The sequence below is a fragment of the Alteromonas sp. S015 genome, from assembly GCF_036864485.1.
In the GTDB taxonomy this organism is placed as follows: domain Bacteria; phylum Pseudomonadota; class Gammaproteobacteria; order Enterobacterales; family Alteromonadaceae; genus Alteromonas.
The window spans coordinates 676162-689094 of the sequence record NZ_JAZETO010000001.1; the positions used below are offsets into that span (position 1 = coordinate 676162).

Genomic DNA, 12933 nt, shown 5'->3' on the forward strand with positions numbered 1-12933 from the left:
TGCACTTTATAAACAGAGCATGCCTCTTCTTAGTGCTTTTTCTTTAATTACTACTTGTCCTAGGCGTCCTTTTCCTGAACAGGTCTATTTTCACGCCCCAATGAAGTGATGCCATCCTGAGTAAAACCGTGATGAAAATAGACCCTAATATGCACCAAAGATATGAAACATCTAAAGCAAACAAAGCGGCGTAGGTAAGCCCTCCTGCAAAGCATGCACTGGCATAAACATCACCCCGCATGACGTAAGGCACTTCTCTGCACACCACATCCCGCATTAAGCCGCCAAAAATCCCCGTTGTCATGCCCATAGTCAAGGCCACTATCATTCCAGTACCGCTAATCAGGGCCTTTTCAATCCCCATTACATTAAAAATAGCTAGTCCTATCGTATCAATAAGGATAAAGTAAAAATTGGAAGGCGACGGCATATAGCGAACAAATAACACAGTTGCAAAAATGGCCGAATAAGTAGCAAGTAAATACTCTGATGTTGCCACCCAAAAAATAGGTTTTCCTAATAGTAGATCTCGTAACGTGCCACCTCCGAGCGCCGTCATTACGCCTACAACGACGATGCCGAAACCATTGATGTTTTTATCATGCCCCAGCAGCGCGCCAGATACAGCGAAAAAGGCAACACCTACGATACCTAGCACAATAAAATAATCTGAGCTCATTCTTTACTCTATTAAGAAACGTTAATGTTTGTATTGAATGAAGCAGAAAAAAGATCGAATTTCAGGCACAAAAAAGCCCGCTTTAAGCGGGCTTTTTCGAAGTTAACAATAACGCAAGGATTAGTAATCTTAGTTAAGCTTCTCTTTGATACGTGCAGATTTACCTGAACGCTCACGTAGATAGTAAAGCTTAGCACGACGAACCGCACCGCGACGTTTCACTTCAATTGAAGAAACTGCCGGGCTGTGTGTTTGGAACACACGCTCAACGCCTTCGCCGCTAGAAATTTTACGCACGGTAAAAGACGAGTGCAGACCACGGTTACGTTTAGCGATAACAACACCTTCATAAGCCTGAAGACGCTCTTTGTCACCTTCGGTAACGCGAACTTTAACAACTACTGTGTCACCTGGACCAAACGCAGGAACATCAGTCTTTAGCTGTGCTTCTTCGATTTTTTTGATGATATCTTGACTGACTTTGCTCATCATATCCTCTCGTCCTAGTTAACTGTCATCTTGCTGCAGTTGCGCTTGGAATAATTCAAGCAAACGCTGCTGCTCCTCAGTCAGAGCTAGGTGATTTAACAATTCAGGGCGACGCTGCCAGGTTCTACCTAATGATTGCATCAATCGCCACTGCCTAATTTTTTCATGGTCCCCACTTAACAACACATCAGGTACCTTTTGACCATCAAGTATTTCGGGCCGCGTATAGTGCGGACAATCCAAAAGACCGTCAGTGAAAGAATCTTCAACTGCTGAAGCTTTATGCCCCAACACGCCAGGAACTAATCGGGCAACCGCATCCATAAGGACCATTGCTGGTAGTTCACCGCCGCTTAGCACGTAATCACCAATAGAAACTTCTTCATCTACATGGCTTTCGATTACTCGCTCGTCGATGCCTTCATATCGGCCGCAAATTAAAATTGTGCGGTCAATGTTAGCAAGGCGCTGTACGCCTGCTTGGTCAAGGGGTTTCCCTTGTGGTGATAAGTAGATCACCTTACTTTTTTCGCCACCCAATTGCTTGGCGGCTTGTATTGCGTCGGTTAGCGGTTTTACCATCATCAGCATACCGGGTCCGCCTCCGTAGGGGCGATCGTCTACTGTACGATGGCGATCATGTGTAAAGTCACGGGGGTTGAAGGTGTCAACCGATAACGTTCCAGACTTAACAGCTCGACCTATAACACCCTGTTGGGTAAAAGGCGCAAACATATCTGGAAACAGGCTAACAACGCCGAACCACTTTTCCGGTGTCACTTAAAACCCCGGGTCCCAGTCAACTTTAATGACCTTCGCTTCCTTATCCACCTCTTGTACGACGTCGTCGAACACAAAAGGCAATAGTCTTTCTTTCTGACCAAAAGCGTCGCCTACATTTGCTTTAACGTGAATCACGTCGTTAGCCCCTGTATTAAACACTTCTTTCACCACACCCAAGTCGTAACCTTGCGTTGTTACTACTTTCATGCCGGTGAGCTCACGCCAATATACCCCTTCGTCACCTAAATCAGGCAGCTGTGAAGCATTTATGTTGATATCCAAGTTTTTGATGCGCTCGGCATCATCTCGACTATCAACGCCCACAATTTTTGCAACGAGGCTTTTACCGTGCGGTCGCCACTGGTCAATTTGGTATTCTTTTTCATCGCCAATAAACCATGGCGCATACTCAAAAATACCTTCTGGCGTTTCTGTATAGCTGTTGATTTTGACCCAACCTTTAACACCGTACGGTGCGCCAATTTTGCCAACAATCACTTTGTCAGACGCTAGACTCATCTATACCACCAGTTAATAACAGCTTACGCTGCAGATTTTTTCGCTTCTTTTACCAAGCTAGAAACGCGATCTGATAAGCTCGCGCCTACACCAACCCAGTAATCTACACGTTCTAGATCTACGCGAAGACGTTCCGCTTGACCTTGTGCAGTTGGGTTGAAGAAACCGATGTTTTCAATGAAACGACCGTTTCTTGCACGACGGCTATCAGCCACCACTAGTTGATAAAATGGACGCTTTTTCGCGCCACCACGCTGTAAACGAATAGTAACCATAAATGCCTCAAACTCGTTGTAGCGTTACCGTTAACTTAAGCCTTCAAACTACGCCTAAAAATTAGACACCAGTTAGAAGGCCGCCGAATTATACGGATATCGCCACTCAATGCAAGTAAAAGTCTTGCTTAACTTATGATTAGCGCGTGCTCGGTGGCATTGCTTTAATCATTGTCGACAGCAGCACTAGCTGCACATGGGGTTGTGAACATAGTACAAAGTACGTGTTTCACCCATCGTTATTTTCCTGTATTAACTATTTTGCTTTGCTTCAGCGACTAGAACCTTCATCCCAGCGTAAATACTGCCGCTGTAATCGCATTGCTTGCGTCTAATGTACCTATTTTACCGTATAATCTAAACATTGAGTTTTAATAAGCGTAGCGAAATCAACGCTATGAATAAGTTATGCGTACGAAGAGGTCATTTTGACAACACCACTCGCCAGTGTATCAACCAAACAAGTCTTACAGTGGATTGGCTCACATTTGCTTCGCTATAAAATGCGCGTTGTAGGTGCGGTTACAGCACTTCTTACTGCTGCGATTGCGTGGCTTTTACTTGGGCAAGGCATTAAGTACGCGATTGACAGCGGTTTTATCGAAAATGCTGCAGACACCTTAAACAAAGCGACTGTAATGGTGTTAGCTATTACTATCTTGGCCTGTTTGGCGACTTACGCGCGTTTTTACTTGATGACCTGGCTTGGTGAGCGCGTTAGTGCCGATATTCGAAACCAAGTATATGCACACCTGCTTTCACTTCCGCCTTCATTTTTTGCGGAACTTAGAACTGGCGAAGTCATTTCTCGATTTACCAGCGACACTACAATTATCCAGACTGTGGTGGGAATGAGTTTATCGATGACTCTCCGCTCGGTGGTGACTTTTGTCGGTGCATTGGCACTTATGACCTTTTCAAGTCCCCTTCTTACATTTTGCGTGATTGTTGCCGTGCCCGCGGTACTGGTTCCTATCAAGGTACTTGCGCCTCAAGTGCGCCGTTACGCTAAAGAAAGCCAAGACAAAGTAGCAGACCTGGGGGCACGAATTGATGAAAGCCTTCACGAAATTATGACAGTACAAGCCTACACGGCTGAAAATGCCGAACGACTGCATTTCTCTAAAAAGGTAGAGCTTGCCATGGACATAGCCAAAAAGCGTATTCACTATCGGTCATTACTTATTGGCTGCATCATGTGCATTAGTATGACAGCCATCATTTTTATCGCTTGGGTAGGTGCAAGACAGGTATTAGACGGCGCGATGACAGTGGGTGAACTTTCCGCTTTTCTATTTTATGCCGTAATGGCAGGCGGCAGTGTGGCCACTATTAGCGAAGTCATAGGTGAGGTGCAGCGAGGTGTTGGTGCAAGTGAGCGTTTATATGAACTATTTACCACTGAGCCTGCTATTCGACCTATGAATGCAGAAGCTGCTGAGAGCTCTGCTTCTTTGAAACATCCAGTATTAGAAGGAGCAAGCGCCAAACCATTAATTTCCAAAGCGGCTCCACAAATAGAATTGGAGAATGTCAGCTTTGCTTACCCTAATAGTAAGCCTTTGTCCACTAGTTTGAACATCAGTATTCGAGCAGGAGAACGTCTAGCTTTAGTAGGTGCTAGTGGCGCAGGAAAAACAACGCTGTTTCAATTATTAATGCGCTTCTACGACCCAAGTGCAGGACAAATACTGTTTAACGGTGAGCCAATCAACAAAATGCCTGTAAATGTTCTGCGCCAACATATTGCCATCGTAACCCAAGAGCCCGTGGTTTTTGCTGATACCGTGCTAGAAAATATTCGCTACGGCAGCCCACACGCAAGTGATGACGCCGTGGTAAATGCGGCGAAACAAGCATTTGCACACGAGTTTATTGATAACCTTGATGAGCGTTACAACACGCAGTTAGGTGAAAGAGGCGTAAAGCTATCTGGCGGCCAGAAACAACGTATTGCCATTGCTCGCGCTATCTTGGCCGACCGTCCAATCTTACTTTTAGATGAAGCAACCAGTGCGCTTGATGCAATGAGTGAGCGGATGGTTCAGCAAGCTATAGACAGATTAATGGTGGGCAAAACCAGCATTGTCATTGCTCACCGACTCTCAACGGTACAGCACGCCGACCGAATCCTGGTCATGGATAAAGGGCGGGTGGTTGGAAGCGGAAATCATGCTTCTTTACTGAAAAGCGATACCCTGTACAGGGAATACGCCGAACTGCAATTGCTTAGCTGAACCGCCTGTGGTGCTATACGGTAAAAATAGTAAGGTTAACCAATCGGCTATAAATCATCCGTTTTGGTAATACAAAAATAAAGAACCAGCAGCTTTTCTGCACAGGTTCCAATAACGCTACGGGTTCAAAATGAAAAATTCATTCTATGGTGCAATGAAGACATGGACAGGTCTCTGTGCTCTTTTACTAATAACGGCGCCAACTGTAAATGCACAGTTTATGGGTGACAGGCAAGCTAAGCTTGTCGTAACTAAACCTATCGAATTCATGAACGAAACGCGAAACGTAGAGGCGGTAGGCAGTGCTGAAGCGGTTCGTTCAATTGTCTTATACCCTGCCGTTTCTGACGAAGTCACAGAAATCAACTTTGTGCCGGGTCAATCGGTAGAAAAAGGAAAAGTGTTGGTTCGTCTTGATGACAGACGCCAACAAACTGCGCTGAAACGCGCCAAGCTTACTTTAGAAGATGCACAGCGTACCGTGGAGCGATTAACATCAAGCTATAAGCAAGGTGCAGTTCCGGTTAGCGAATTAGATTTAGCTCGCACTCAGCGCGACCTTGCAGAGGTTGCCTTAGAAGAAGCGCAAGTAGACCTTGAAGACAGACACATCGTTGCACCGTTTGACGGAGTGGTAGGTATAACCGACGTTGAAGTAGGTGACCGAATAAACGAACAAACCATCATCACCACCTTAGACAATAGAAGCAAGCTCTTTATCAATTTTAAAGCGCCTGAAGCAGCACTGCCAGTGTTACTTAATACGCCGAACGTCACGCTTGAACCCTGGAGCGACAGAGATAAACGAGTAAAAGCCGAAATAGCCCAAGTTGATTCCCGCATTAATGAAGCAGATAGAACCCTTCGTGCCAGAGCCTTACTCGACAACTCCTCAGACCAATTTCGCCCGGGTATGAGCTTTCGAGTTAACTTAAGTATCGACGGCGACCGCTTTGCTGCGATCCCCGAAGCCGCACTGTTGTGGGGAGCCACTGGCGCTTATATTTGGCTTGCCGAAGACGGAAAGGCTAAACGCGTAGACGTAAATGTTCATCAACGTCTTAGAGGAACCATCCTTGTTTCAGGCAATATTGAAGAAGGTAATATACTGATATCTGAAGGCGTACAACGTTTACGCAACGGTCAAGAAATTACCACCGAGCTGGCCGGAGGGCCTCAAGGTGAGTGATCCTAATTTATCTTCTTCAGTGAGTGATCTCCCTTCACTTTCGATACGACGCCCTGTTTTAATCATCGTTTTAAATTTACTCATCGCTATCGCAGGCCTTGCCGCGCTAAGCGGGCTTGAAGTGCGTGAACTACCCGATGTAGACACTCCCCGCGTTACAGTTACAGCGCAATTTCCGGGCGCATCACCAGAAACCGTTGATGCAGAAGTTACGGGGCGCTTGGAGGGTGCAGTTGCCCGCGTTAGCGGTGTGAAAAATATATATGCGCAAAGCGAAGAAAATTCTGCCCGCGTTCGTGTCGAGTTTCGCCCTGGCGTTAATCTCGAAGACGCGGCCAATGAAGTGCGCGAATCGGTAAGTCGCGTACAGCGTCAACTTCCTGAGGACGTGGAGCAAGTAGCAATCATTCGCGCAGACAGTGACGCTCAAGCAGTAGTGAGCCTTGCTATCTCCAGCGACACGCTGGACATGGAAACCCTTACCGAACGCGTCGATACAGATGTCGCGCCTTTGTTTCTTAGTATCCCAGGTGTAGCTGACGTTACGCTAAACGGCGATAGAGAACGAGTATTACGTGTATCAGTAGATCCTCTTCGCCTCACCAGCTTTAGCCTTTCAATGAGTGATATAGCCGACGCATTATCACTCGCCCCTTTTGATGTTCCCGCAGGCAGCATGCAGTCGGCCGATCAGGCGCTTATTGTGCGCGCTGATGCAACGTCAGTCTCAGCAGAAGATGTTGGCAACATCGTTGTAAGCGGCGATATTCGCATTAATGATGTCGCAAGTGTTTATTTTGGTCCAGCCGATACCACCAGCGTGGTTCGCTTGGACGGCACGCCAGTCATCGGAGTGGGTGTGATTCGCCAAGCTAGCTCTAATACCATAGAAATTTCTGATGAAGTGTTAGCAATGGTCGAAGACCTAGACAAGCGCTTCAGTGATATGCATATTACGGTAACCTCAGACGATGCGGAATTTATAAGGGATTCTGTCAAAGAAGTTGTAATATCGCTTAGCCTTACTGTGGCCTTAGTGGTAGTTACACTACTGGTATTCATAGGTTCTTGGCGCGCGACGATTGTTCCGGCGCTCTCTATACCTGTATCGCTGGCGGGTGCACTGGCAATTATTTGGGGCATGGGCTTTTCGATCAACATCCTAACCCTACTCGCTCTCGTTCTAGCCACGGGTATGATAGTAGACGACGCTATTGTGGTATCTGAAAATATACAGCGCCGCAGAAGTATGGGGTTAGGTGCGCGTGCAGCTGCCGTAATTGGCACACGTGAGGTGTTTTTTGCGGTAGTCGCCACAACAGCGGTGCTCGCTTCAGTATTTATTCCTATTGCGTTTCTTCCTTCAACCGCAGGCCGTTTGTTTAGAGAGTTCGGCGGTGTATTAGCTGGCGCTGTCGTTATCTCTTCTTTTGTTGCACTTTCTTTGGTGCCAGCGCTTACCGCACGCCTTAAGGTGAAAGAATCAAAAAGCAACGGCTTGTTTAGCAAAACCTTCGGACGCTTTGGAAATGCATGCCTTGGCATGTATCAAGCTTCACTGCTAAAAGCCCTTAAATACGGCTGGGTGGTAGGCATACTTAGCCTAGCCGCAGGTGGTGGTGCATATATTCTGTCACAAAATATCGATAATGAGCTTTTGCCAAGCGAAGATAGAGGCACCATCAGAATTTTCGCCCGAGGACCCGACGGCGCAGGCCTTAACTTTATGGACAGACAAGCTGAAAAAATGGAAGAGTTGCTAATGCCCTATGTGGAAAACGGCACTATAGATTCTATTTACACCGTGGTCGGCTCTTGGGACCCTAACATTGTATTTATTACAGCCCCCTTAAAGCACTGGGACGACAGAGATAAATCACTGCAAGATGTGGTAAATGAAATACGCCCTAAATTACAGCAAATACCTGGTGCTCCTGGTAATGCCTTTGGTGGCAACAGTTTAAACTTGCGCGGTCAAGGTGGCGGGTTAGAAATAGCACTCACCGGTGATACTTATGAAAACATCTTCCTAGCTGCGCAGAACTTTTCGCGCTTGCTTGAAGAGAATTTGCCTGAACTTGGCAGGCCGCGTATAAGCTACGACCCAACGCAGCCACAGATGCGCGTAAATATAGACCGCCGTCGTGCTGAGGAGCTGGGCGTTCCACTTACCGATATTGCAAGCACATTACGTGCTGCGGTTAACGGCGATGATATTGCCGATTTAAACGTGGGCGACCAGGCTATTCCTATTATGCTGCAAACCAATAACCGCAGCACACTTGACCCCTCTGAACTTACCAGCCTTTATGTAAAAAGTACTGAAGGCAACTTAGTCCCGCTTTCTAGCGTTGCTTTTATTAGCGAAGAGGGCGTTGCTGCTGAATTAGAACGTCAAGCGCAGCGACGCGCAATAAAAGTGGAAATGGAGCTACCGGAAGATGTGGCACTTAGCGAGGTAGTAGACAAAATTCGCACGCTAGCACTAGATACCCTGCCCGATGGCATTGGATTGGTCTTTTTAGGTGAAGCACAAACCTTTGAAGAAACGACTAAGCAGGTTGCGCTCACCTATATTTTAGCGTTTGTCATCGTTCTGCTTGTACTAGCTGCCCAATTTGAAAGTGTGAATAGTGCGGTGGTGGTTATGCTAACTGTGCCCTTTGGTATTGCTGCCGCGGTCTACGCGCTGTTTTTAACCGGTACTAGTATTAATATTTACTCGCAAATTGGGTTGGTAATGTTAATTGGTTTACTCGCCAAAAATGCCATTCTCCTGATTGAGTTTGCCGACCAGCTTCGCGATAAAGGTTATGATATTTATGACGCCATTGTTGAGGCAGGGAAAGTGCGTTTACGCCCTATTATGATGACGTTGGTATCTACAATTCTAGGTGGACTGCCGCTAATACTTTCAACGGGAGCAGGTGCTGAAGCGCGCAACGCTATTGGCTGGGTTGTATTTGGCGGACTTGGCATTGCCGTGGTGTTTACCCTTTACCTTACGCCTGTGCTTTATCTTGCGCTTGCTCGCTTTACCAAACCTCGTGCGGATGAAAGCGCCAAGCTTGAAAGAGAAATGGAAGAAGCCGACGCACAGCACTCTTGAGAGTTCTCAGTATAGGTAGGCGCTATGTCTATTCAGGCAACATTTAATCGTGTACTGAGCTACTCACTGTGCTTTAAAAAATAAAACAGACGCCCAAGCCAACGGATTTAGTAATAAACATAATTGTTATTACACCCGTGGTTTAGGCGTTTTTTGTTGAAGTGCTGCGGAAATATGAATACGCATGTGAATCGATTCATAAGAACTAAGCTATTTAATTGGTTTTACAGAACGCTTCAGCCTTGCCAGTAAAGGCAAGCAGCTCATCTATCATCTCATCAAAGTAAGGGTTGTACGTGAGCCTTGCGTACACGCTTTCTTTCTTTTCGCTGATAAGCTCGCCGTTTTCTCTCTCTGGCTTAAATCCCCAAGGTCCATACCATACTTTCTCCCCTGCTTTGCAGCGTGCTTCAGCGTCACTTCCTTGGCCGTTGTCACAAATGCGAAACGTACTTTCCGTTCCATACAATGGGTTGTGTTTGGAAAAAAGTGTACTCATGTGCGATGCAGCGCTAATCCGTTGCTCAGGAACGTTCATGGTTTGCATGATGAGAGTATTATCAGGCACTTCAGGTTTTTTCTCACCCTGCCAAATCAAACACTTACGCGGATGAGCGAAATTATCTCTGAATTGTTCAGCAATCTTTGTAGTATCCACAACGCTGTCTTTTTCGGCCACCACCATCAGCACAGGAAGATTTAAAGTTCGCTTCCTTTCGTCTGATTGAGAAAACAAGTCTTGAATCACATTTACGCTTTCCTGATAGGCAGCGAACCCCGGCATAGCGGTAGAATTATAGCGACTTGGATTGTCCTCCTCTTCTACGTTAGGCCACGGAAACAATGAATCGATGTAAGGGGCCAAACGGGACACAAAAAAGCGTGACTTAAAGGCCGGTGAAAAATGCATAAGCCCCTTAATATCAAGCTCTTCAACCATTGAAAAACTTGCAATAGTGGTTAAATTCGCCCCCGTGGAAAAACCGCCAATGTATAAATTGTCTACTTCTTCAGAAAATAGCCGTATGTGATGATTAGTTTCTTTCTGCCACTGCTGGTAGCTAACCTTTAGCATGTCTCCGGGTTTTGAGCCGTGTCCTGGCAACAGGATGGTTCTAACGTGAATACCCTCACTACACATGGCGTTGGCAACATCACGAAAAAAGTAAGGTGAATCTCCCAACCCATGAACTAACAAGACGCCAATATTGCGATATTGCGTGCCGCATTCAAATGGCATGTTCATGGACATTTCTCGTGCTTTATTGTCAGTAATAAACGTCCTGTGCTCACGCAAGTAACGTTCAACTTCATTAAGGTAATTATCGAAAGGCTGCACACCAACCGGAAAGGCCTGTGCACTGGCGCTGAACTGAGAACTTTGCGACGAATGGCATCCGCTCATAAAGAACAGCGCGAGAGAAGCAGCACATGCATATGCTGCTTTAATAGTAAATTTGGGCATTGTTAACGTGTAGGTCTATGACAATGAAAAGCGATTATTGCAGTATATCTTTGCCCGAAACTAATGCCTTAGCGAGTAATTTATGGGTAAGTAGTGATAGAAGCTCGGTTTCCTCTTCGCTTCGTTCGCCATCAACGCCCGTGATTGCCATCGCCACCTCTAGCGTTTTCTCAGCATCGAACGACAGGTCCTGTTTTAAGCTACGTAGAAACGTAAGCGCATCGCCTGTATCTATGGCCTTTCGGGTCTGATAGATAGTGTCGTTAAGAAATGCTTCGCGGCAAATCGGGCTTTGCCAGTCCAAAGACTCGACCATCGTATTTAGGTAGTCTTGTTCAGACAGCGTAACCATACCGTCGACTTGATAAAGTAAAACTGAAAGCTTGATAAGGGCTTGGTTGAAATTTTGTTGATCTGATAATTGCATAAGTCATTCCTATTCGTACCTTATACACTGGTACCACCACTTTGCCCGCTCCTTGCTAGGCATGAATTTATAATGTCATTATAGCGTGCTATTGCTTGTTGACAGCAGTATTACGCCATCGTTAAAGATTTAGTTCATCATGCTTAAAATGTAATAAAAACGTTAATCAATTATAGAAGAAAGAGACTAAAAACCAAGTATTAAAGCAGGCATGATTTTTATATTCATTAACCTTCTTTTGATTAAAATACTTGGTCGTGAGAACATAATTATGAAAAAAATACTTCTACGGCTTTTAATAATCTATCTCTCTATCAATGTGCTATTAGCTGCACTATTTTTTGCTCTGGGTGGAGCGCAAATGTTGCCCCTGTCTACATTACCAGAGAAAAGCCAAGCACCTTCACTCACAACAGATCTCGAATTTTTGCAACAGGTTGTGATTGAAAACGAATCACATACATCGCCAGCCCAACGTCAACAATTTAACGACATCATTTCACAGAACGCTTCAGTAAGATCGGTAGACGATTTAAGTTTAGTCGGTTTTCAGGCTCTGTCTGTTTTCGATAATGCCCATACAACCTTGCTAAAACCTAAAATGAGAAGGCTGCCGATACGCTTTCATTGGACATCAAATGCTCTTGTTGTTGTAAAAACAACGGCTAACTACTCTCATATATTGGGACAACGTGTTATCGATATTGGCGGGAAGTCACCCGAAGTAATGTTAAGCGACATTCCAAAAGTAGTGGGTGGCGGCACAAACGCATGGAAGAGATATCGTAGTGAATATTTCTATTCCGCTCCCAGCGCATTGGCTTTGTTTGGCGCAAATGTAAATAACTACAGCGTTGATATCACTTTAGAATCAGCCTCTGGTGAACACACAACTTACAACATGACGGCGTCTCAAGAAGCAATGCCAGGTGACCCGTTCTGGGACTTTTTGGATTTTTTCCCCGATGACGATAGCTTCAATACAAAAGGATGGGCGACCTTATTTACTAATGACTCGCCACTTCCGCTGTATCTACAGAACACAGAACAACTTCATTGTATCTCAAATCTTCCACCAAAAGAGACACTTTACATAAGAATGAACGGAAGCTTTGATGGCAAAGAGATCAGCATTGAGGATTTAATATCAAGCGCCCAAGCGCACACAAAAAACACCAATAATAACAATATCATTGTCGATTTTCGGTTTAATAGAGGTGGCGACTACACCAAGGCTCTCCCCTTCGTGAAAGCACTGTCTTCTATGGTTTCCGCTAAGGGAAAGCTATATTTGATAGTCGGGCCTAACACATTTTCCGCAGGTATTATTGCCGCGTCTCAATTTAAACGCTACATACCTGAAAAATTAGTGGTAGTCGGCAGTGAAATGGGAGATACCCTGCGTTTTAAAGCTGAAGGCTTTTACCCCACGCTTCCCCACTCTGGTATTACGCTATATTTGACAAAAGGTTGGACCGACTTAATTGATGGTTGTGGGTGGCTAGACGATTGCTGGTTACCTAACAAATTTTTGCTTGAAGAAGTCGGTACATTTGACATCGACATCTATATTGAAAACGATTGGGCAAGCTTTATAAACGGCCAAGATCAGGTGCTAGATGCCATCGAGGATAGAATAAATAGCCCTCAATAGCCTAATTTACATCAGACTATGATGTTAAGGTTGCATCGTTGTCCCGCCAACAACTCAACCTAAAAAGCCTCATCGATATCGTTTAATTAACAGCGTCCTAGATATAA

Annotated in this window: 11 protein-coding genes; 4 read left to right on the forward strand and 7 right to left on the reverse strand. The window is 45.4% G+C overall.

Annotated elements, in window-relative coordinates; genetic code table 11:
- Positions 1 to 43: 43 nt before the first annotated feature.
- The 5 genes from V7R42_RS02960 to rpsP form a co-directional block, all read right to left on the reverse strand.
- A complete protein-coding gene (locus V7R42_RS02960) occupies positions 44 to 679 on the reverse strand; it encodes a trimeric intracellular cation channel family protein (RefSeq protein WP_334018735.1) in 636 nt (211 codons plus the stop codon).
- A 129-nt stretch (positions 680 to 808) separates the two neighbouring features.
- Positions 809 to 1168: a 50S ribosomal protein L19 gene (gene rplS / locus V7R42_RS02965; RefSeq protein ID WP_024015986.1), complete on the reverse strand. Its 360-nt coding sequence runs from the start codon at positions 1166 to 1168 to the stop codon at positions 809 to 811.
- A gap of 18 nt (positions 1169 to 1186) precedes the next feature.
- On the reverse strand, positions 1187 to 1948 hold the full coding sequence (trmD, locus tag V7R42_RS02970; RefSeq protein WP_334018736.1) for a tRNA (guanosine(37)-N1)-methyltransferase TrmD: 762 nt from the start codon (positions 1946 to 1948) through the stop codon (positions 1187 to 1189).
- Positions 1949 to 2470 carry a ribosome maturation factor RimM gene (rimM, locus tag V7R42_RS02975; protein WP_334018737.1) on the reverse strand — a complete coding sequence of 174 codons (522 nt, stop codon included), beginning with the start codon at positions 2468 to 2470 and terminating at the stop codon, positions 1949 to 1951.
- A gap of 23 nt (positions 2471 to 2493) precedes the next feature.
- Positions 2494 to 2745 carry a 30S ribosomal protein S16 gene (gene rpsP / locus V7R42_RS02980; protein ID WP_105931878.1) on the reverse strand — a complete coding sequence of 84 codons (252 nt, stop codon included), beginning with the start codon at positions 2743 to 2745 and terminating at the stop codon, positions 2494 to 2496.
- Positions 2746 to 3173: 428 nt separating this feature from the next.
- Here rpsP and V7R42_RS02985 point away from each other — a divergent pair, with 428 nt between their 5' ends.
- The 3 genes from V7R42_RS02985 (at position 3174) to V7R42_RS02995 (ending at position 9280) form a co-directional block, all read left to right on the forward strand.
- Positions 3174 to 4982, forward strand: a complete 1809-nt coding sequence (locus V7R42_RS02985) for an ABC transporter transmembrane domain-containing protein (RefSeq protein ID WP_334018738.1) — start codon at positions 3174 to 3176, stop codon at positions 4980 to 4982.
- A 130-nt stretch (positions 4983 to 5112) separates the two neighbouring features.
- Positions 5113 to 6171, forward strand: coding sequence for an efflux RND transporter periplasmic adaptor subunit (locus V7R42_RS02990; protein WP_334018739.1), 1059 nt, complete (start codon positions 5113 to 5115; stop codon positions 6169 to 6171).
- Positions 6164 to 9280, forward strand: coding sequence for an efflux RND transporter permease subunit (locus tag V7R42_RS02995; protein ID WP_334018740.1), 3117 nt, complete (start codon positions 6164 to 6166; stop codon positions 9278 to 9280). Before V7R42_RS02990 ends, V7R42_RS02995 begins: the two co-directional genes overlap by 8 nt.
- Before the next feature lie 214 nt (positions 9281 to 9494).
- Here V7R42_RS02995 and V7R42_RS03000 read toward each other — a convergent pair whose 3' ends face one another.
- Both V7R42_RS03000 and V7R42_RS03005 read right to left on the reverse strand, forming a co-directional pair.
- Positions 9495 to 10745, reverse strand: a complete 1251-nt coding sequence (locus tag V7R42_RS03000) for an alpha/beta hydrolase (protein WP_334018741.1) — start codon at positions 10743 to 10745, stop codon at positions 9495 to 9497.
- Positions 10746 to 10779: 34 nt separating this feature from the next.
- Positions 10780 to 11172, reverse strand: coding sequence for a TerB family tellurite resistance protein (locus tag V7R42_RS03005; protein ID WP_334018742.1), 393 nt, complete (start codon positions 11170 to 11172; stop codon positions 10780 to 10782).
- A gap of 271 nt (positions 11173 to 11443) precedes the next feature.
- Here V7R42_RS03005 and V7R42_RS03010 point away from each other — a divergent pair, with 271 nt between their 5' ends.
- Positions 11444 to 12826: a hypothetical protein gene (locus V7R42_RS03010; RefSeq protein ID WP_334018743.1), complete on the forward strand. Its 1383-nt coding sequence runs from the start codon at positions 11444 to 11446 to the stop codon at positions 12824 to 12826.
- The last annotated feature ends 107 nt before the right edge of the window (positions 12827 to 12933 follow it).